Source organism: Kushneria konosiri, assembly GCF_002155145.1.
Classification (GTDB): Bacteria; Pseudomonadota; Gammaproteobacteria; order Pseudomonadales; family Halomonadaceae; genus Kushneria; species Kushneria konosiri.
Genome location: NZ_CP021323.1, coordinates 3,108,842 through 3,126,931, shown reverse-complemented (window position 1 = coordinate 3,126,931; position 18,090 = coordinate 3,108,842). Strand labels below are relative to the sequence as shown.

The window sequence follows — 18,090 nt, the reverse complement described above, 5'->3', positions numbered from 1 at the left end:
TCTCATGACATCCATCGAGACCTCGCGTCCCGAACTGCACAAGATCCCCGCTACCGTCGTCACCGGTTTTCTGGGTAGCGGCAAGACTACCCTGCTGTCGCATCTCTTGCGCAACGCCGGCGGCAAACGCATCGCCGTGATCGTCAATGAATTCGGCGAGCTGGATGTCGATGCCGAACTGGTACGCAGCTGTCAGCTCGAGGCCTGCGAGGAGAACGAGGCCATCGAGCGCGAACAGGGCGTCTTTGAACTCGCCAACGGCTGCATCTGCTGCACCGTGGAAGAAGAATTTCTGCCGGTCATGCAAAAGCTGGTCGAGCGACGCGACCAGATCGATCACATCCTGATCGAGACCTCGGGTCTGGCCCTGCCGAAGCCACTGGTACAGGCGTTCAACTGGCCCGACATCAAGCAGTTCTGCACCGTGGACAGCGTCATCACTGTTGTCGACGGCCCGGCACTGGCCGCCGGGCGCGTGGCGCATGACCACGACCGCATCGAAGCGCAGCGTCAGGCCGACGAAAGCCTGGATCACGACCCGAGCCTGCAGGAGCTGCTCGATGATCAGCTTGCCTCGGCAGATCTGGTCATCATCAGCAAGGGCGACGCGCTGGATGACGAGGCCCGGCGTGTGCTCGAACAGCAGCTGCGCGGCGAGCTGCCCGAGCGCGTCAAGACGCTCTGGGCCACGCATGGTGAGGTCGATGTAGCCGCCGTGATGGGCATGCAGCTGGCCTCGGAAGGTCGTGCAGACGACATCCATACCCACCATGATGACCATCACGCTCACGGACGCGAACACCATCATGCCCACGATGACTTCGACTCCTGCGTGGTCACACTGGGTAGCGTGGACAGCAATGAGCTGGTCAGAGCACTGGAGCAGGAACTCGCCGAGCAGACCATTTATCGGGTCAAGGGATTTGTCGATGTCGGCAAACCCATGCGTCAGGTACTGCACGCTGTAGGCAACCGCCTGACCCACCATTTCGATCGGCCGTGGCGTGGCGACGAAACACGCCAGACTCGTCTGGTGGTCATCGGCAAGGGCCTGGATCGCGAGCGACTGCAGAGCGTGCTGGCCGGCGCCGAGCGTCGTGAGCAGATCAGTTGATCTCCCACTGACGGCCATTTGAATCTCCTGCAACACGACAGTCCTATAGCGGAGTGTGAGGCATGCACCTTTTCGCCGCCCAGCCCGGCGGGTTCAGCGATGACAACGGCATTGTCGATCTTGGTCAGTCACCGGCCGAGCTGGTGATCCTGTCCGCCGCCGACAGCGTGCTGGCGTTGATGGCCACGGTCATTGAGGCCGATGACGTCGAACGCGAGACCAGCATTCGGCTGGCCAACTGGATGAACCTGTTAAAACCGGCCGCATTTGATCTCTATCGCGACCGGGTGCTGGATCAGGGCGGTACCGATGCCCCCAACGGTGCCCGCGTGGTGGTGCTCTCCCTGCTGGGCGGTGCCTCTTACTGGCGTTATGGTCTTGAGCAGTTGAAGGAGTGGGCGCAGCGCGATGGGCATACTCTGATCGTGGTGCCCGGTGAAGACGTCGAGGATGAAAGTCTGCTCGGTGCGGGAACGGTCAGCTACCAGGACGCACACCGGGTATGGCGCTATCTGCGTGAAGGGGGCCCGGATAATGTCCGCGCCCTGCTCGACTACCTCGAAGATCACTTTCTGGATCGTCCGCGAGCGTGGCGAGAGCCTCAACCACTGCCGCGAGTCGTGCTGCATGCCCCGATCGATGATCATACCGCCCTGCCCGGTCATGTCACTCTGGCGCAGTGGCAGGCGCGCTGGCATTCGGAACGTCCGGTAGCGGCGCTGGTGTTTTATCGAAGCCATCTTCAACAGGGCAATACCGGCATCTTTGACGGCCTGATCAGAATTCTCGAGGCCGGCGGTTTCAACGTTTTGCCGGTCGCTGTGGCCTCGCTCAAGGAGCGCTGGTGTCTGGATACCCTTGATGAGCTGATCGAGCAGAGTGATGCCTCGATCATGCTCAACACCACCGGCTTTGCCCTGGCCGGCAGTGCCGATGCTTCACATGCCGGCTATCAGCATCCCTGGACGCGTCACATTCCGATTTTGCAGCTGATCATGGTGGGCACCACGCTGGAAGACTGGCAATCCCAATCCATGGGGCTACGGCCACGCGACATCGCCATGCAGGTGGCGCTGCCGGAGCTGGACGGTCGCATCATCACCCGACCGATTGCCTTCAAGTCAGCGCACTATCACTCCACGCGCTGCCAGCACGATATCGTGATTCACGAGCTCCATGAGGAACGCGCCCGCTTTATCACCGAGCTGGCGCGACGCTGGGTGCGCCTTGCCGAAAAAAACAATCGGGACAAGCGCGTGGCGCTGGTGCTGGCCAACTATCCCTCAAGCGATGCCCGTATCGGCAATGGTGTGGGGCTGGATACGCCGGCCTCGACGCTCAACATTCTCCATCACCTGCGAGAAGCGGGCTACCCGGTGACACAGGCCCTGCCCCATGACCCGACGGCACTGATCGAATGGCTGACGCAGACCGTAACCAATGACGCGACCGGCATCAAGACCCGGCCGGCAGCGCAGAGTCTGGCGCTTGAAACCTATGAGCAGCACTTCGCGCAGCTGCCCGCCGTCTGTCAACAGGCCGTGCTTGAGCGCTGGGGCGCCCCGGAAAACGACCCGCTTCATCGTCAGGGCCGTTTGATGATCGCCGGCATGCGACTGGGCGAAACCTTTGTCGGCGTCCAGCCGGCGCGCGGTTTTGATATCGACCAGAACGCGGCCTATCACGACCCGGATCTGCCCCCTACCCATGGCTATCTGGCGTTTTATTTCTGGTTGCGACATGTCTATGGCGTCGATGCGTTTGTTCATGTCGGCAAGCATGGCAATCTGGAATGGCTGCCCGGCAAGGGCACGGCACTCTCCGAGACCTGCTGGCCGGATATCGTGCTCGGCCCCATGCCGCATCTCTATCCGTTTATCGTTAACGACCCCGGTGAAGGCGCCCAGGCCAAAAGACGCGCGCAGGCGGTCATCATTGATCACCTGATGCCGCCCATGACGCGTGCCGGTATCCACGATGACCTGGCCGAACTCGAGCGACTGACCGATGAGTATTATCAGGCCCTCGGCCTTGATCAACGCCGCGAGCAGTTTCTGCGCGAGGCCATCATCGAGCGGGTGCGCAACACTCATGTGCTTGAAGAACTGAGCCTGTCGCCTTCGGCGAGTGTCGGCGAGCGTCCGAGCATTGATGAGGCGTTAAAAAACGATCAGACCCTGCTGGACGCCTTGGACAACTACCTCTGTGACATCAAGGAGGCGCAGATTCGCGACGGGCTGCACGTGCTGGGCGAACTGCTGGAGCATGCCTCGCTGCGCGACACGCTGATGGCGCTGGTACGACTGTCGCGCGGCAGCCAGCCCCACGAACAGAGCCTTTTAAACGCCATGGCCATGGATCTGGGGCTTTTCGAAGTGCATGACGATTTCGACCCGCTCGCCCTCGATGCGTGGCCCTGGCAGGGGCCGCGGCCTGATCGGCTCCAGGCACTTGAAGCCACCGGATGGCGCAGTTCAACTCATACCCGCGAGCGCCTTGAACTGCTCGGCGCACAGCTGATCGAGCAGCATGTTCTGTCTCATGATGCTGCACCGCCTGATCATCACGACTGGCCGCAAACACGCGCCGTGATCGATTTCATGAACGATACGCTGCTGCCGTTGCTGCACCAGAGCGTGGACAACGAACTCTCTGCGCTCATGGACGGTCTTGCCGGTAAATTCGTGCCTCCCGGGGCGAGCGGCGCCCCCAGCCGTGGCCGACTTGACACGCTGCCGACCGGGCGCAACTTCTATAGCGTCGACAGCCGCGCCATGCCCACAAAAACCGCCTGGACGCTGGGACAGAAATCGGCCGACGCACTGGTCATGCGCCATCTTCAGGAGCACGGTGACTATCCGACAAGTCTTGGGCTTTCGGTCTGGGGCACCGCCACCATGCGCACGGGCGGCGATGATATCGCCCAGGCCTTTGCCCTGATGGGCGTGCGCCCGATCTGGGCCTCGGGATCACAGCGCGTGATCGATTTTGAAATCATCCCCGGATTTTTGCTGGGCCGACCGCGGGTGGATGTGACCCTGCGGGTATCAGGCTTCTTTCGTGACGCTTTCCCCGGGCTGATGGCGCTTTACGACAGTGCCGTTCAAAAACTCGTGGATCTCAACGAGCCTGGCAATGGCAATACGATTGCGGCCAATGTTGCCGAGCAGCGCAGGGCCTTGCTGGCTCAGGGCGTTGATGAAGATACCGCACGCCGCCAGGCCGGTTTTCGCATTTTCGGCGCCCGCCCCGGCACGTTCGGTGCCGGCGTTCAAAAGCTGCTGGACAACGGTCACTGGCAGGAGGAAGCGGATCTGGCCCGCGCCTACGTCAACTGGGGCGGTTACGCCTATGGCAAGGGCGTTGAGGGCGAGCCTGCCATGGCGGCTTTTGAAAAACGGCTATCAACGCTTGAAGGCATCGTCCAGAACCAGGACAACCGCGAGCACGACCTGCTTGATTCCGGCGACTACAGCCAGTTCCAGGGTGGCATGACCGCCGCGGCCCGCCAGCAGGGCGCCCAACCAGCGCTCTACTTCGGGGATCACGCCAACCCCGCCAGCCCGCGGATGCGCACTCTGAAAGAAGAGCTCAACCGGGTCATGCGTTCTCGCGTGACCAATCCGAAATGGATCAGCGCCATGCAGCGCCACGGTTACAAGGGCGCCTTTGAAATGGCCGCCAGCGTCGATTATCTCTTTGCCTGGGATGCCACGACGGCGCTGGTCAGCGACTACCAGTACGAACAGATCACCGATGCGCTGGTACTCGATGCCGACAACCAGCGCTTTTTGAACGATCATAATCCGCAGGCCCTCAAGGACATGGGAAAGACATTGATGGATGCCATCGCTCGTGGGCTGTGGCAGTCCCCGGCAGACTATCAGACCCGCCTGCGGGATCTACTGCTGGCCATTGACGAGCAGGAGGAGCGCGCCTCATGAGCCGTGCAAATCGCTTTCGGTCGTCTCGCACCCTGATGGTTCAGGGCACTACCTCGGATGCCGGCAAGAGTGCGCTGGTCACTGCCCTTTGCCGAATACTGAAACGTCGCGGCCTCAGGGTCGCGCCCTTCAAGCCACAGAACATGGCGCTCAATAGTGCCGTCACCGTTGATGGTGGTGAGATCGGCCGGGCTCAGGCCGTTCAGGCCATGGCCGCCGAAGTGGACGCTCATGTGGATTTCAATCCGGTGCTGTTAAAGCCGACCTGCGACCAGGGCTCTCAGGTCATCGTGGCGGGCCACGCCATCGGCCACATGAAGGCCGCCGAATACTACGCCTACAAGCCTCAACTGCTGAAACAGGTTGTGGCCGCCCACGACCGGCTCTGCCAGGGCTATGATCGCGTTGTGGTCGAGGGCGCCGGCAGCGCCGCCGAAATCAATCTGCGTGAGCATGATCTGGCCAACATGGGCTTTGCCGAAGCCGTCGACTGCCCGGTCATTCTGATTGCCGATATCGACCGCGGGGGCGTGTTTGCCCATCTGGCGGGCACACTCGATATCATCAGCGCCTCGGAGCGAGAGCGGGTCGTCGGCCTGGTCATCAATCGCTTTCGCGGCGACATCAATCTGCTCAAGCCAGGGCTTGAGTGGCTCGAGGCGCGCACCGGCAAGCCGGTCCTGGCCGTGGTGCCCTGGCTTGAGGACCTTCATCTTGAAGCCGAGGACGGCCTGTCCCGTGGCGGTGACAGTACAGGCGCGGCAGACGGACTCCATGTGGCCGTCATTTTGCTGCCGCGCATCAGCAACCACACCGACTTTGATGCCCTGCGCCTGCACCCGCAGGTCAGCGTACGTTTTGTGCGAGATCCGTCGGAGCTTGGCGCAGCGGATCTGATCATCATGCCCGGCAGCAAGCATGTGCGCGCTGATCTGGCGTGGCTGCGCGAGCGCGGCTGGTCAGACGCGCTGGCCCGGCACCTGCGTTACGGCGGTCGAGTCATCGGGATCTGCGGTGGCTATCAGATGCTGGGCACATGTATCGAGGACCCGGAGGGCGTGGAAGGCCCGGCCGGAGAGAGTGAAGGCCTGAACTGGCTCAAGCTTTCCACCACGCTCAAAGCCAATAAACAGCTGCATCGCGTGACCGGCCACTGTCTGCTGGGAGAAACGCCCGCCCCGGTGACAGGTTATGAGATTCATGTGGGCGAGAGTCTGGGTGACGGGCTTTCCCGAGGCGTCTTTGCCCTCGATGACGGCCGGCTGGATGGCGCCATTTCCGAGGATGGCCAAATTCTCGGCACCTATCTGCACGGGGTGTTCGATCACCCGGCCGCGCTACAGGCCCTGCTTGAGTGGGCAGGACTGGCAGCGCCCGCCGCCTTCGATTATGACGCCCACCGTCTGGCCGAGATCGACCGACTGGCCGATCACGTCGAGGCGGCGATTGACTGGTCACGCTGGCCGATGCCGGAGGACATCTTCATCCCGGCTGATGCAGCCACGCCGGTTCAGGACGTTTGATTCCGAGGCAGCAGAAAATTGCCCTGATGGCCATCGCCCAGTTCGGAATCCACGACCGAGTCGTCCTTGAGCTCGACACCCGAGAGCTCACGGCGGCTGGCCTCATCGAGTAGATACAGAATCAGTTTCGCCGCGGCGTCAAACGACTGGCCTCGCGGTCGAATGTTGGAGATGCAGTTGCGCTCGCTGTCGCGACGCCCGTTTTTGGGGTTCCACGTAAAATAGACACCCAGACTGTCCGGTGAGCTGAGCCCCGGGCGTTCGCCGATCAGCACCAGCCCCATGCGCGCGCCGATAGCTTCTCCCACCGGATCACCAATCGCTACACGCCCCTGTTCGATCAGCGCCACCGGCCCCACCGACCAACCCCGCGATTCGAATGCCGGGATCAGGTGATCCAGCAGCGTGGCGGCGTGTTCATGAATGGCGCGGGCCGACAGGCCATCCACTACCGTAATGGATAGATCGCACTGCTTGATCTTCATGGCCGAGAGCTGCTCGAGACTGTCGTCATTGAGCTGACGACCCAGATCCGGGCGACGAAGATACTCGCCACGGTCACTGGCGCGGCTGTGAAGGCGCACCACGCTTTCAAAGCGCGACTCAAGCGTACTCATCATCTCTTCGGTATCCAGCGGAAGATGCACGGCATCGCGGGCCTGAGCATGTGCCAGCTGAAAGGCCAGGTGCGGCGCGGTTGGCAGGCTGCTACCAGCGCGTCCCAGTCCGATCCGGGCATCGGTATGTTCACTCAGCTGCCGCCACGGGTTGGGCGTGACCGTGGACCCCGTCTCTGATGTGATCGACGTATCTGATGGCTCTATCATGGATGCACTCCGTCAGTGGGCCCGGGTCAGGGCGTGGGCGAAGGGGGCCGGCAGGTTCTGTTCCACGATGATTCTGCCACGACGGTCGGTGATCGCCATGCGCTCAAGCCAGGCTTCGAACTCGGGCGCGGCCCGTAGACCCAGTACCTCGCGGACATAAAGGGCATCGTGAAAGGAGGTGGTCTGATAATTGAGCATGATGTCATCGGAGCCTGGAATGCCCATCACGTAGTTACAGCCGGCAGCGCCCAGCAGGGTCAGCAGCGCGTCCATGTCATCCTGATCGGCTTCGGCGTGATTGGTATAACAGACATCACATCCCATCGGCACGCCCAGAAGTTTGCCGCAGAAATGGTCCTCAAGACCTGCACGGGTGATCTGCTTCCCATTGAACAGATACTCCGGCCCTATGAAACCGACGACCGTATTGACCAGTAGCGGATCGAACGCTCGCGCTACCGCGTAGGCACGCGCCTCGAGCGTTTGCTGATCCACACCGTGATGGGCATTGGCCGACAGCGCGCTGCCCTGCCCCGTTTCAAAATACATGACATTGTTACCCACCGTGCCACGCTTGAGCGACAGCGCCGCCTCCTGACCTTCCCTGAGAAGCGCCAGGTCAATGCCAAACCCCTGATTGGCGGCCTGAGTGCCGGCAATGGACTGAAAGACCAGATCGGTGGGCGCGCCCCGCTTTATGGCTTCGATTGCGGTGGTCACGTGGGTCAATACACAGCTCTGGGCGGGAATCTCATAGTGGCTAATGATGTCATCGAGCATCTTCAAAAGCGTGACCACCGCACCGGTATTATCGGTGGCCGGGTTGATGCCGATGACCGCGTCGCCGTTGCCGTAGAGCAGCCCATCCAGAATGCTGGCGGCAATACCGGTTGGATGATCGGTGGGGTGATTGGGCTGTAGCCGGGTCGACAGCCGTCCCTCCAGCCCGATCGTATTGCGAAAGGCCGTTACCACGCGACATTTTCTCGCGACCAGCACCAGATCCTGCAGCCGCATTATCTTGGCCACGGCCGCCACCATTTCAGGCGTCAGGCCCGGCGACAGAGCCGCCAGCACGTCGCTGTCGACCTCATGCGAGAGCAGATAATTGCGAAATTCGCCCACACTCATGTGAGCAATCGGCTCAAAGGCTTCCCGATCATGGCCGTCAACGATCAGGCGCGTGACCTCATCGTCTTCGTAGGGCACCAGCATCTCTTCGAGAAAGCGCGAAAGTGGCACCGCTGCCAGCGCCAGCTGCGCTGCGGCCCGTGTTTCGCTGTCAGCGGCGGCAATACCCGCCAGCTGATCTCCGGAGCGTTCGGGTGTTGCGCAGGCCATCAGGGTTTTGAGACTTTCAAAGCGATAGCGTTTATGGCCGACGTCATGGTGATATTCACTCATGCGCACCTCCGGATCGTGATGTTATTGATCTTGTCGTGATACCGGCATTCAGCATAAACGAGAGCCACATGGAGTGACCACAAAAGCACCTGGTGTTGAAACAGGCATGGCAATGCGCACTGCGCTATGATCGAGCGAATCGCCCTATCGACACGAGAAACGCATGACACTGACGCTACTTCTCATTTTGGTGACCTGCGCGGTTTCCATCCCCTGCTTTACCAATCAACGATTGATCGAAAAACTTTTGTTCTGGCCGCCGGCCGTCGCCCAGGGTCAGGTTTATCGTTTCGTGACGCATGGCTTCGTACATGCCAACGGGGCGCACCTGTTTTTCAACATGTTTACGCTTTTTTTCTTTGGACGGGCCATCGAGCGCTTTTTTGTTTCCTACATTGGCGCGGCCGGATTCATCGGGTTTTACCTGGGAGGGATTATCGCGGCCATTGTGCCCAGTTATCTGGCGCATCGTACTGACCGGAACTATCGAAGTCTGGGTGCCTCGGGCGCCGTCTCGGCTGTGCTGTTTGCCTTCATTCTGGCCGCACCGTGGACCACGCTTTATGTGCTGATCATTCCGGTACCGGCCATTGTCTTTGCCATCGTCTATACCGCCTGGTCGATCTATGCCGGTCGCCGCGGCGGTGACAACGTCAATCACAGCGCGCATCTGTGGGGCGCCGCCTACGGCGTCGTCTTTGCTCTTTTGATGGAACCGGCGCTGGGCCCTCGATTTCTGGAGCAGATCGTCGCGTTCTAGCCTGATACTATCTTTGGTCACAACAAAAAAGGGCCCCTTTAACAAGAGGCCCTTTTTCATGAAGGACTGATTTTGGCGTGGTGATCAGGATTTGGGCTGCCAACCGGTCGGGTTTTCACCTGGCGTGTTGGTGGCGGCCTTTTCAAGGCAGGACTGAATATGATTAGCCACGGCTTCATACCCTTGAGTTGCCTCGATGGGTGAAGCGCTCGCCCAGGCACCGATCGGGGTAAATTGATCGCTGCTGCCAGCGACGGCTTCACCGAGACGGTCAAAATAATAATAGTTGGCTTCCGGCAGACGCTGTAATTCAAGGCGATACGCGAGATCACGCCCGTCATGATGAGTAACGCCCGTTAAACCCGACACCACGTGATGGTCATCACCCGACATGCCATTGAAGGCTACTTTCTCACTCTGGCCTATCGGATCACGCAGATGGCTTGCTGCCAGTTTGACCTGACGCTGCTCCATATTCGAACTCAGGCATTGCTCGAGCTGCATCGGTGTGACTTCCGTATAGGGCTTGCGCAGCGCGAACGACCCAAGGTAATTGCCGTCCTCGCCCTGTACAGGATGAATTTCCCGATTCTGAGAGACCTGTTCGTCCAGAATGTATTGGCCGGAAACACACCCCGTCATCAGGGTCAGGGCAGCGACGCTCATCCATGTCTTGTTCATCATTTTGATTCGCTTCTCATTCGTGTCGAGCCTTCGGATGTGATGATTGTAACGGATGGCGGGCAGATCTGCCTGATACCGACAGACAGCGATGTTGAAACCTGACGAAGCCATTGGTTTCCAATGGATGGTTGCTCGATTTCAACAACGTGACAGGCCATATTTTACTGGCTGGACTGGCGAGAAGCGTTGTGTATCGGCAAGATAGCTCTCGACACTATCATTGGCAGCGACAACAGGGATGGATGTGACTTCAATCTTAGAGCAATACCGGCACTGGCAGCGTTTTTCCAGACAGGAAAAACTGGATCAGGAACACCTCGGTGCCGTGCAAAAGCTTGCAAAGTCCGGCGCCATGGCAACGCGCATGGCGGCCTCTTATAAAAGCATGGCAGAGCGTGCCGCCTCAGAAGGTGCCTGCTATCGCACGTTGTTCAGCCGTCGTCAGGATAACGGCGAGGAACTGGCCTGCGAGGGTTGGCTGTTCGTGCGGCGAGTGATTGCAGAAGGCGGTACCACAAGAGTCAGGGCTACCCTGCTTGAAACCTTTACGCTCGAGCACGGAGTTATCACACCCGGTTCGATGCCGGGAACGGCGGTGACGCTGGAAATTTTTGATGAACTGCTGGTCAAAAACACGATGCAGCTGGGCTGTCGAGTGGATCGCAGCGATGACGATCGCGATACGCGCTTCATCACCTTTGTCGATATGGTTCGGGGCGATTTAAAGGCCCATCTGTAATTGGACGATACCCGGTTTCAGCCTTTCATGTTTGAGTAAAATGCCTGAAAAGGCATGTAAAGGAGACGCTCATGAATACTACCCCTACGCCCTACAGTCCTCTGCCCCTCAAGGAAATGGACAGCGTCACCAGCATCTGTCGCCCGGGACACCACACGCCATCTGCTTCACTGGACATGGACAGTTCGGCACTGGCGCTTTTGACGGATTTCCAGAAGGTCCGTGCCTTTACCGTCTCCTCGGAAAGCAGCGTCGATGATGCCCTGCAAACGATGAAGCAAAACAGCATTCATATGCTGCTGGTCATCAATGACAAGGGCGAATTTACCGGCGTCGTGAGCGCTCGTATCCTGTTTGGCGGCAGCGCGGTCACACGAGCCATGCAGGAACGCGGCATTGATCGTGCTGATGTCACGGTCGACATGATCAAGCTGGCCCGTGAAGACATGCACTCCATCGATTACGAGCGCATCGAACGTGCCACACTGGGAGATCTGGTGCAGACGCTTAAAACGTCAGGTGACCGCCATGTGCTGGTGACCGATCATGACGAGCAGGGCGGGCTTCGCATTCGCGGCGTCATTTCTGCACGTGAGGTCAGTAACGCTCTCGGCGTTAATCTCGATCATCCTCCTGAAGCTCACAGCTTCTCGGCTATTCGTTCCGTCGTTCTGGGCCACGACCTGTAGCCGTTCGGACCGCAGGAACAGGGTCGCTGAGCGACCCTGTTCCTTTTGACGGTTTTCCTGAATCTCCATGCTCACTTTTAATCAACATTAAAAACGATTGTTGCGACCAAGTTGCTGATTTGGAAAAGATAACGGTATAAAATTGAATGCTGACATATCGCGGATTTGGCGTTAAACTGCCGCCCTTCATCCGTCCGGACCGGATCCCGGGCGTCGATCTCATCGGCAAAGAAATTCTCCGTCATGACATTACAGACCGCATCACGAGCCGTCGTCATCTACTCGGGTGGCATGGACTCCTATACCGTTTTGCATCGTGCCCTTCGTGAAGGTTATGAAGTTCACGCACTCTCCTTTCATTATGGCCAGCGTCATGCCCGCGAACTCGATGTTGCACGCCAGGTGTGTGAAAGCCTTGGGGTAGCTCATCAGGTGGTGGATATACGCGCCATTCATGGCCTCATAGGCGCTTCGGCGCTGACCGACACCACTCAGCAGATGCCACGGGCCGATTACGCCGAAGACAACATGAAGGCGACGGTCGTACCCAATCGCAACATGATTCTGCTGTCTCTGGCCATCGGCCATGCCGTCAATCTGGAAGCAGAACTCTGCTATTACGGCGCACACGGTGGTGATCACGCCATCTACCCCGACTGCCGCCCCGAGTTTGTCAAACGCATGAACGATGTCGCGGCCATTGCCAACTACACTCCCGTGGAAATACGCGCGCCCTACCTCCACGCAAGCAAGCACGACATTCTTGCCGAGGGGCTTCAGATGGGCCTTGACTATGCCCAGACATGGACCTGCTATCTGGGGGAAGCACTCGCCTGTGGCGAATGCGGCAGTTGTCGTGAACGTCTTCAGGCCTTTGCATTGCAGGGCCTTGTCGACCCACTGCCCTATCGTGGTAATCCCTCTCACACCCGGGAGGTATAACCATGTATAGCGTCAAGGAAGCGTTCTACACCCTGCAGGGAGAAGGCGGTCAGGCCGGGCGTGCCTCGGTATTCTGTCGCTTCACCGGTTGCAATCTCTGGTCTGGACGCGAAAAAGATCGTGACAACAGTATCTGCCGTTTTTGTGATACCGATTTTATCGGTACAGACGGTCAGAACGGCGGTCGCTTTCAAACAGCTGCCGAGCTGGCGGAGCATATTGCCGCACTCTGGCCCCGACAGACGGATTCTGCACGCCCCTACGTGGTCTTTACCGGTGGGGAACCCCTGCTACAGCTGGACAGCCACCTGATTGATGCCATGCACGAGCGCGGTTTCGAAATTGCAGTAGAAACCAACGGTACTCTGCCGGCGCCCGCCGGTATTGATTGGCTTTGTGTCAGCCCCAAGGGACGCGCCGAACTCAAACAGCTCTCGGGTAACGAGCTCAAGCTGGTCTATCCCCAGTCAGAGGCACTGCCAGAGCGCTTCAAGGCGCTCGAGTTTGATCACTTTTTTCTGCAACCCATGGACCTTGCACCGCGTGGCCAGACAGGCAATACCATGGCCGACACGGTCGCCTACTGTATGGAAAACCCGCAGTGGCGCCTTTCCCTGCAGACACACAAGATTGCAGGTATTGATTGATGATTCTTTTTGTAAATGCTCTCAGCGCACTGGATGTGTCCATCTGGTGCCCACAGCGTGGTCTGGTGGGCGCAAGTTTTCATATTGATGTCGAGCTGGAAGGTCAGCTGGGCGAGGATGGCATGCTGTTTGACTTCGGCGAGGTGAAGCCCTGGATCAAGTCACGCATTGACGCCAGTGTTGATCACACCCTGCTGGTGCCTACAAAAGCACACGACATCACGGTCAGTGAATGCGTTGAGGGCCTGCGCCTGCAGACACGACACCCGTGGCCGATGGAGCTGCGCGCACCGCGCCAGGCCTATACGCTTTTGCCCTGGCAGCAGATTACACCTGAACGTCTGGGTGAATACCTTTCTGCAGAACTGTCTCGACGTCCACCCGCACAGGTAGAAAAGATACGTGTGACGCTGCGCGAGGAAGCGCATGATGCCGGTGGCTATACCTACAGCCACGGGCTTCGACGTCACCAGGGCAATTGCCAGCGCATCGCACACGGTCATCGCTCGCGTCTGGCCATCTGGCACAACGGGCAGCGCAGCGAAACGCTTGAAACACAGTGGTCACAGCGTCTTGAAGATATTTACCTGATCGATCAGGCCGATCTGATTGGTACAGACAACGAGACCTGTCATGTCGGCTATGAATCGGCCCAGGGCCGTTTTTCAATACGACTGCCGCGTGAACGTACCGAGATTCTGCCAACGCCCACCACGGTTGAGCAGATTGCCAACTGGATGGCGCAGGAGATTGCATCTCTTCACGGGGGCAGCGTCCGGGTTCAGGCCTTTGAAGGCATCGACAAGGGGGCCGTCGCGACCGCCCATGGCGCTCGGGATAGTGCATGAATGCCGAAAATGGACATCATGACGTGATTGCCACAGACAGCCAGCGGGATGGCTGTCGCCCCGGCTGTGGCGCCTGTTGCATTGCGCCGTCCATCAGCTCTGCAATACCCGGCATGCCGGAGGGTAAACCCGCCGGCATACGCTGTATCCAGCTTGATGACAATAACCTTTGCCGGCTTTTTGGTGACCCGAGCCGACCGAAGGTCTGCCACGACTTCACTTACGATCACGATATCTGTGGCCACTCGCGACAGGAGGCACTTCATATAATTGCCCTGCTTGAAGCGAGCAGCATGCCCTGAGACCAATGAACCCGCTTATCAGGCGGGTTCATGAAGGGCGTCACACCGCTGACAATCAGTCCAGTCTGACCAGCATCTTGCCCTGGTTACTGCCCTCAAACAGGGCGAGAAAGGCGTCCGGTGTCTGCTCAAGACCTTCTTCCACGGTTTCGCGATACTCGATTCGGCCATCAGCAACCAGCGGCCCTACCTGCTGATAGAACGTCTGCTCATGGCCCTTGACCCATTCATGTACGATAAAGCCCTGCATGCGCAGACGTTTGGTCAGCACAAGTGAAATGTTGGCAGGACCTGCAGAAGGTGCCGCTTCGTTGTAGCGCGAAATCATGCCGCATACTGCGATACGTCCAAAATCATTCATCGCATCAAGAGCCGCCTCAAGCATGGGGCCACCCACGTTTTCGTAATAAACATCGATGCCCTGCGGGGCAACCTCACTGAGAGCGCTTTTGATCTCCTCGGCACTCTGATGGTGATTGATCGCCTTGATGCCGTGAGCTTCAAGCCATTCCCGCTTCTCCTGACTGCCGGCACTACCAATAACCGTGCAACCCTTCTGATATGCCAGCTGCGCTGCCAGCGACCCTACGGCACCACTGGCGGCAGAAATCAGTACGGTATCGGAAGATTTGAGCTCCGCTACCAGTGTTAGTCCAGCCCAGGCCGTCATTCCCGGCATACCGAGTACGCCCAGAAATGCCTGCGGCGGCACATCAATGTCCGGCAGCGATTGCACCTGGTCACCGTTGAGCTGTGCGACATCTCGCCAACCGCCCATGTGAACAACGCGATCGCCCTGCTTGAGCGTCTGGTGACGCGACTCAATGACTTCACCAAGCGCGCCCCCCTCAAGGGGCTTATTCAGCGCAAAGGGCTCGACGTAGGTCTTGACGCCACTCATGCGGCCGCGCATGTAGGGGTCTACCGAAAGCCACTGGTTACGTATGCGCACTTCTCCCTCTTTCAGTTCGGGAAGCTCCTGCGTCTCAAGCTGAAAAAGAGAGCGCTCTGGCAGGCCTTCGGGATATTCGCTGATCGTGAAGTAGCGTGACTGGGTCATGAAAATTCTCCTGCAGGCCCTCAACAGGGTGCCGACAATAAAATGAATCGTTGAAAGGAATAAAAAAAGGCGCAACCGGAGTTGCGCCTTTAAAAAGATAGCAGACTATTTAATTTGTCGAGATGTCGGCCTGGTTACGAATTGCATCTGTCATGATATTGATGGTCTGACCTGCCTGAGCATTCCAGAGGCCGTCCGACATTGATGAGATCTGGTCATCGCTGATCTCATCATCGACCTGATCGATGGCAAAAATCACCTGCTGATTCCCGGTCGAGGCATGACCGTAACCTGGCGTGCCATCCTGCGGATGCGGCATGCTGAAAGCGGCATTGATCAGCTCGGCAGACAGATCTCCCGACCCATCGCGTGTCACGCCACTGGCCTGCTGCCAATCAAGGCCGACCGGTGTATCACCATCACGAAGAGAGTCCAGTACCTTTTCGGCCTGTTGGGCGAGTGCCTGATGACGCTTTTGTTCCAGAGCCGAACGCTTGACCTGATCCCGGACGTCATCCAGAGCCAGTGTCGTCGCAGGACGATGCTCGGTAACGCGGACTACCACACGACGGTCCTGTCCGAGCTCTACGGGCTCACTGTTATAGCCATTATTGAGAACATCATCGCTAAAGGCCGCCTCCATGACACCGGCTTCACCCAGCACGGCATTCTCACCGTCAAACTGCTCGTCTCGTGACACCCAGTCCGTGCGCTTGAGCGGAAGATTCAGGCGATCGGCGACGCCCTTGAGGTCATCTGCCGAAAAGCTTTCATCGCTTAACTGCTGGGCAAGCTGCTGGAAGCGCTCATCACGTTGATCCTGTCGTACTTCGTCGGCCAGCTGACTGCGCATGTCGCCGAAGCTGTCGATGGCGATGTTGTCCAGACGAATAATGTGAAAGACACCATCGCTTTCGACGCCCTGAGAAACCTCGCCCGGGGCCAGAGAGGCTACGGCGTCATCAAAGGGCTGCCCGAAGATGCCCTCTGTAACGGTACCCATTTTTCCTCCCTTGGCAGCACTGGAGGGATCATCGGAATACTGTTTCGCAAGATCGGCAAAGCTTTCGCCCTTTTGTAGACGCGCCAGGATGTCGTCAACACGCTGCTGCGCTTCCTCGCGTGTTTTCTGATCACCAAAGGTCACCACGATATCGGACACTTCACGAGGCGCCGTGGCACGGTGCTGCTCGTAGCGCTGACGCAATAGCTGCTCATCAACAGCCTGGTCGTCTTCCGGCAGCTGACGGCGGTCAAGCACAACATATTCAAGCTTCACCTCTTCAGGACGCTGATAAGCCTGCTTGTGAGCGTCATACCAGGCCTGCACTTCAGCGTCACTCACCTTGACCGGCTGCTCAAGTGCGCTATCACTCAACATGGCATATCGAAAGTCGCGCTTTTGATAGCGCAGTCTGGCCAGCTGTCTGACTTCGGAAGGCAGCAGGAAGGTCCCTGTAATCAGACCGTTTTGAAGCTGCTGCGTCAGCATGTCTTCCTGAAGCTGGCGCCTGAACTCTTCAGGAGTATATCCCGCACTGCCCAATCTTCTCTGGAAGAGCTCGGCCGAAAAGTGGCCATTGCTGTCCTGAAACTCCTGTCGATTAACCAGAAGCTGATCTACCTGCTGATCCGAAAAGCTCATGCCGCCATCGCGGGCATACTGCTCCATGGCTGTACGGGTAATCAGAGCATCCAGAATCGCTCGCCGCGCTTCGTTTTGCTGTTCAGGCGGCACACGCCCCGAGCGGACGGCTCGCTGAACTTCGGTGTCCAGGGTCTGACGGCTGATTTTCTCACCATTGACAGAAGCAGCTTCGTCACGCTGACTACCATTGAAATAGCTCAGCAATGACTCTGCGCCAAATAGCGTAAATGTCAGCGCGATCAGAGCCACGATTACTCTGGCGATCCAGCCCTGTGCCCGATCTCTGATCTTTTGCAGCATGCAGCAGGCCCTTGAAATTGATGGATGATGGATAGGTTTGGCGAAGGATTATAACGACACATGACACAAACCGACATGCCATAAGCCAGTATCTGACTGAAGGTGTCACAAGCCGGCGCCAGCGCATAAAAAAACGCATCGTTTTCACGATGCGTTTATTTCATACAGGGAAAGCTTCCAGAAACGCGCTTTCCTTTGCAGATAACACCGCTATCAGTTGACAGCGTCCTTCAGCGCCTTGCCGGCCTTGAAGCTGGGCACGTTGGCAGCGCTGATTTCGATGGTCTTGCCAGTCTGCGGGTTACGACCAGTGCGTGCAGCCCGCTCCTTGATGCTGAATGTTCCGAAACCTACCAGTGCTACGGAATCACCCTGCTTAAGGCTATCGGTAACGGAATCGATCATGGCATCGAGAGCCCGACCGGCCGCTGCCTTGGGAATATCTGCAGAAGCAGCAATAGCCTCAATCAGCTCGGATTTATTCACTCTTCACCCCTTGACTATAACAATCGTTGCTAGGATTAAGCGCGGCAATCGAACTGCATACGCAATCATAACGAGCCGCATTTTATATCAACGACCATAAATACCGTCAAGCAATGTTGGCAACAAAGCCCGTCATTTCAGGCTTTGTTAGCCAACATTAATCAAAAATAACC

At 58.3% G+C, this 18,090-nt stretch carries 16 protein-coding genes; 10 read left to right on the top strand and 6 right to left on the bottom strand.

Annotated features, from left to right (window positions below):
• Positions 1–4 precede the first annotated feature (4 nt).
• The 3 genes from cobW to B9G99_RS14400 all read left to right on the top strand — a co-directional run bounded on the left by cobW (position 5) and on the right by B9G99_RS14400 (position 6,581).
• Entirely contained in the window at positions 5–1,114 is a 1,110-nt protein-coding gene (gene cobW / locus B9G99_RS14410) for a cobalamin biosynthesis protein CobW (protein ID WP_086622782.1), read from the top strand.
• A gap of 62 nt (positions 1,115–1,176) precedes the next feature.
• Entirely contained in the window at positions 1,177–5,058 is a 3,882-nt protein-coding gene (gene cobN / locus B9G99_RS14405; protein WP_086622781.1) for a cobaltochelatase subunit CobN, read from the top strand.
• Positions 5,055–6,581 (top strand): cobyric acid synthase, encoded by a 1,527-nt coding sequence (locus B9G99_RS14400; RefSeq protein ID WP_086622780.1) that lies wholly within the window; start codon positions 5,055–5,057, stop codon positions 6,579–6,581. The genes cobN and B9G99_RS14400 overlap by 4 nt, the downstream gene beginning before the upstream one ends.
• On the opposite strand, the gene eutC is transcribed toward B9G99_RS14400, so the two are convergent.
• Together eutC and B9G99_RS14390 are read right to left on the bottom strand one after the other, a co-directional pair.
• Positions 6,569–7,408, bottom strand: a complete 840-nt coding sequence (gene eutC, locus B9G99_RS14395) for an ethanolamine ammonia-lyase subunit EutC (RefSeq protein WP_086622779.1) — start codon at positions 7,406–7,408, stop codon at positions 6,569–6,571. The two genes, B9G99_RS14400 and eutC, sit on opposite strands and share 13 nt — an antisense overlap.
• A gap of 12 nt (positions 7,409–7,420) precedes the next feature.
• The gene (locus B9G99_RS14390) at positions 7,421–8,812 is read right to left on the bottom strand and encodes an ethanolamine ammonia-lyase subunit EutB (RefSeq protein ID WP_086622778.1); all 1,392 of its coding nucleotides are present in this window, start codon (positions 8,810–8,812) and stop codon (positions 7,421–7,423) included.
• A gap of 163 nt (positions 8,813–8,975) precedes the next feature.
• On the opposite strand from B9G99_RS14390, the gene B9G99_RS14385 reads away from it, so the two are divergent.
• The gene (locus tag B9G99_RS14385) at positions 8,976–9,572 is read left to right on the top strand and encodes a rhomboid family intramembrane serine protease (RefSeq protein ID WP_086622777.1); all 597 of its coding nucleotides are present in this window, start codon (positions 8,976–8,978) and stop codon (positions 9,570–9,572) included.
• 84 nt (positions 9,573–9,656) lie between these two features.
• On the opposite strand, the gene B9G99_RS14380 is transcribed toward B9G99_RS14385, so the two are convergent.
• Complete coding sequence (locus B9G99_RS14380; protein ID WP_148663961.1) at positions 9,657–10,367, bottom strand: hypothetical protein; 711 nt, start codon at positions 10,365–10,367, stop codon at positions 9,657–9,659.
• A gap of 127 nt (positions 10,368–10,494) precedes the next feature.
• Between B9G99_RS14380 and B9G99_RS14375 the strand changes: the two genes are divergently transcribed.
• From B9G99_RS14375 to B9G99_RS14350, 6 genes are all read left to right on the top strand, one after another.
• Positions 10,495–10,995, top strand: coding sequence for a hypothetical protein (locus tag B9G99_RS14375; protein WP_086622775.1), 501 nt, complete (start codon positions 10,495–10,497; stop codon positions 10,993–10,995).
• 71 nt (positions 10,996–11,066) lie between these two features.
• Positions 11,067–11,684 (top strand): CBS domain-containing protein, encoded by a 618-nt coding sequence (locus B9G99_RS14370; RefSeq protein ID WP_086622774.1) that lies wholly within the window; start codon positions 11,067–11,069, stop codon positions 11,682–11,684.
• A 243-nt stretch (positions 11,685–11,927) separates the two neighbouring features.
• Positions 11,928–12,626, top strand: a complete 699-nt coding sequence (gene queC, locus B9G99_RS14365) for a 7-cyano-7-deazaguanine synthase QueC (RefSeq protein WP_086622773.1) — start codon at positions 11,928–11,930, stop codon at positions 12,624–12,626.
• A 2-nt stretch (positions 12,627–12,628) separates the two neighbouring features.
• Entirely contained in the window at positions 12,629–13,273 is a 645-nt protein-coding gene (queE, locus tag B9G99_RS14360) for a 7-carboxy-7-deazaguanine synthase (RefSeq protein WP_086622772.1), read from the top strand.
• The gene (locus B9G99_RS14355) at positions 13,273–14,121 is read left to right on the top strand and encodes a 6-pyruvoyl trahydropterin synthase family protein (protein ID WP_086622771.1); all 849 of its coding nucleotides are present in this window, start codon (positions 13,273–13,275) and stop codon (positions 14,119–14,121) included. The genes queE and B9G99_RS14355 overlap by 1 nt, the downstream gene beginning before the upstream one ends.
• Entirely contained in the window at positions 14,118–14,423 is a 306-nt protein-coding gene (locus B9G99_RS14350) for a YkgJ family cysteine cluster protein (RefSeq protein ID WP_086622770.1), read from the top strand. The genes B9G99_RS14355 and B9G99_RS14350 overlap by 4 nt, the downstream gene beginning before the upstream one ends.
• Before the next feature lie 55 nt (positions 14,424–14,478).
• On the opposite strand, the gene B9G99_RS14345 is transcribed toward B9G99_RS14350, so the two are convergent.
• The 3 genes from B9G99_RS14345 to hupB all read right to left on the bottom strand — a co-directional run bounded on the left by B9G99_RS14345 (position 14,479) and on the right by hupB (position 17,917).
• Positions 14,479–15,483 (bottom strand): NADP-dependent oxidoreductase, encoded by a 1,005-nt coding sequence (locus tag B9G99_RS14345; protein ID WP_086622769.1) that lies wholly within the window; start codon positions 15,481–15,483, stop codon positions 14,479–14,481.
• 109 nt (positions 15,484–15,592) lie between these two features.
• Positions 15,593–17,431, bottom strand: a complete 1,839-nt coding sequence (locus tag B9G99_RS14340) for a SurA N-terminal domain-containing protein (protein ID WP_086622768.1) — start codon at positions 17,429–17,431, stop codon at positions 15,593–15,595.
• Positions 17,432–17,644: 213 nt separating this feature from the next.
• Positions 17,645–17,917, bottom strand: a complete 273-nt coding sequence (gene hupB, locus B9G99_RS14335) for a nucleoid-associated protein HU-beta (RefSeq protein ID WP_086622767.1) — start codon at positions 17,915–17,917, stop codon at positions 17,645–17,647.
• Positions 17,918–18,090: the final 173 nt, after the last annotated feature.

Bases quoted from the DNA above. Each gene is read 5' to 3' on its own strand.
- B9G99_RS14380 (WP_148663961.1), bottom strand. From the start codon at position 10,367: ATGGCTTCGTCAGGTTTCAACATCGCTGTCTGTCGGTATCAGGCAGAT.
- B9G99_RS14390 (WP_086622778.1), bottom strand. From the start codon at position 8,812: ATGAGTGAATATCACCATGACGTCGGCCATAAACGCTATCGCTTTGAA.
- B9G99_RS14400 (WP_086622780.1), top strand. From the start codon at position 5,055: ATGAGCCGTGCAAATCGCTTTCGGTCGTCTCGCACCCTGATGGTTCAG.
- B9G99_RS14375 (WP_086622775.1), top strand. From the start codon at position 10,495: ATGGATGTGACTTCAATCTTAGAGCAATACCGGCACTGGCAGCGTTTT.
- eutC (WP_086622779.1), bottom strand. From the start codon at position 7,408: ATGATAGAGCCATCAGATACGTCGATCACATCAGAGACGGGGTCCACG.
- B9G99_RS14370 (WP_086622774.1), top strand. From the start codon at position 11,067: ATGAATACTACCCCTACGCCCTACAGTCCTCTGCCCCTCAAGGAAATG.
- cobW (WP_086622782.1), top strand. From the start codon at position 5: ATGACATCCATCGAGACCTCGCGTCCCGAACTGCACAAGATCCCCGCT.
- queE (WP_086622772.1), top strand. From the start codon at position 12,629: ATGTATAGCGTCAAGGAAGCGTTCTACACCCTGCAGGGAGAAGGCGGT.
- B9G99_RS14355 (WP_086622771.1), top strand. From the start codon at position 13,273: ATGATTCTTTTTGTAAATGCTCTCAGCGCACTGGATGTGTCCATCTGG.
- B9G99_RS14350 (WP_086622770.1), top strand. From the start codon at position 14,118: ATGAATGCCGAAAATGGACATCATGACGTGATTGCCACAGACAGCCAG.
- queC (WP_086622773.1), top strand. From the start codon at position 11,928: ATGACATTACAGACCGCATCACGAGCCGTCGTCATCTACTCGGGTGGC.
- B9G99_RS14385 (WP_086622777.1), top strand. From the start codon at position 8,976: ATGACACTGACGCTACTTCTCATTTTGGTGACCTGCGCGGTTTCCATC.
- B9G99_RS14340 (WP_086622768.1), bottom strand. From the start codon at position 17,431: ATGCTGCAAAAGATCAGAGATCGGGCACAGGGCTGGATCGCCAGAGTA.
- cobN (WP_086622781.1), top strand. From the start codon at position 1,177: ATGCACCTTTTCGCCGCCCAGCCCGGCGGGTTCAGCGATGACAACGGC.
- B9G99_RS14345 (WP_086622769.1), bottom strand. From the start codon at position 15,483: ATGACCCAGTCACGCTACTTCACGATCAGCGAATATCCCGAAGGCCTG.